General features: G+C 30.5%; 1 protein-coding gene. It reads left to right on the forward strand.

Annotated elements, in window-relative coordinates:
• On the forward strand, window positions 1–462 hold a 462-nt coding region (locus Q0662_RS11930; protein ID WP_298950167.1), incomplete at both ends, for a DDE-type integrase/transposase/recombinase.

A 462-nucleotide genomic window follows, 5' to 3' on the forward strand; every position in this document is an offset into this window, starting at 1 on the left:
CGTAAAAAAGTAGGCTCTAAAACGGGTGGAATTAAACTCTATAATGAACTCAAATCTCAAATGATTGAACAAAACATAAACATAGGAAGAGATAAGTTCTATCGCTTTTTAAGACTCAATAATTTATTAATCCCGAAAAGAAAAAACTACGTCACAACTACCAATTCTAATCATATATTTAGAAAATATAAGAACATTGTAAAAGATAAAATCCCAACTCGTCCAGAACAGCTTTGGGTAAGTGATATTACTTATATCAAAACAGAAAATGGCCACAACTATTTAGCTATTGTAACAGACGCTTTTTCTAAACAAATTATGGGCTATAAAATTGATAATCATATGAAAACATCGCTTTGTAAAGACGCCTTGGATATGGCAATTAAAAATAGAAAATACCCTAATAAAAAACTCATTCATCATTCTGACAGGGGATTCCAATACTGCAATCCTAAGTACACT

The organism is uncultured Polaribacter sp., from assembly GCF_947503855.1.
Lineage (GTDB): Bacteria > Bacteroidota > Bacteroidia > Flavobacteriales > Flavobacteriaceae > Polaribacter.